1 protein-coding gene is annotated in these 1,177 nt (G+C 64.6%); it reads right to left on the reverse strand.

Annotated elements, in window-relative coordinates:
- Positions 1 to 1,177, reverse strand: a 1,177-nt coding sequence (locus KQH55_RS15640) for a condensation domain-containing protein (protein ID WP_235091613.1), incomplete at both ends; no start/stop codon positions are given.

Below are 1,177 nucleotides of genomic sequence, written 5' to 3' on the forward strand. Positions count from 1 at the left end.
GCGCCGCACGCGCGCGAGCAGCTCTGCGATATCAGGTTCGCCCGACAAATCCACGCGCAACGCCAGCGTATTAACAAAAAAACCAATCAACGGCTCGATCTGGCGATGGTGACGATTAGCACTCGGTGTGCCGATGACCACGTCGTGCTGGCCTGACAGGCGCGCGAGTACCGCACTCCATGCGGCAAGCACCGTCATAAATAGCGTCGTGCCATACTCCGCGCTTAAGCGCTTGAGCGCGCGCGTCGTGGCCGCATCAATGTGCACTGGCACCTGCGCGCCGGCAAACGACTGTTGTGCCGGGCGCGGCCGGTCGGTCGGCAGTGCCAGCAGCACAGGTGCGTCGGCCAGCGTCGCGCGCCAATAGTCGCTTTGCGCCTGCAGCCGCTCGCCCGTGAGCCACTGTCGCTGCCACGCTGCATAATCCGGATACTGCACTGCCAATGGCGGCAACGGATCCGGTTGGCTTCTACAGGCGGCCATGTATAGCGCATTCAATTCCCGCACCAGCACCCCGATCGACCAGCCGTCCGATACGATATGGTGTTGCGTCAGTACTAGCACGTACTCGTCGTCGGCCAACCGAATGCCACACGCACGCAGCAGCGGCCCGTGTGCCAGATCGAACGGCGCGTGCGCAGCTTCATGACTCAAGCGTGCCAGTTGCGCCTGCGCGTACGGCACCCCGCGCAGATCATGCCAGCGCAGCGGCACGCCCCTATCCGCCGGCAGCAATTGCATCTGCGGCTGACCCTCGACGCTCACAAACGTCGAGCGCAGCGCTTCATGACGCGCCAACAGCGCATCCAATGCCTGTTGCCAGGCCGCTCGATCAAGCGGCCCGCGCACATGCAGCGCCAGCGGAATATGATACGTGTCGCTCCCCCCATCGAGCTGTGCGAGGAACCACAGCCGCTGCTGGGCGAACGACAGCGGCAAATTGCCCTCCCGCGGCACCGGCGTGATCTCGGGCAACGCATCGGTGCCTTGTTGCAAATGGACTTCGAGCGCCGCGGCAAACGCCGCCAACGTGGGCGTCGCGAACAAGGCGGCCAGTGGCACATCGGCACCCAGCGCACTGACCCGATTCATCAACCGCACCGCCAGCAGCGAGTGGCCCCCGAGCGCAAAGAAGCTGTCGTGCCGGCCCACACATTCGACACCCAATAGCTCGGCC

The sequence above is a fragment of the Mycetohabitans sp. B3 genome (genome assembly GCF_021498065.1).
In the GTDB taxonomy this organism is placed as follows: domain Bacteria; phylum Pseudomonadota; class Gammaproteobacteria; order Burkholderiales; family Burkholderiaceae; genus Mycetohabitans.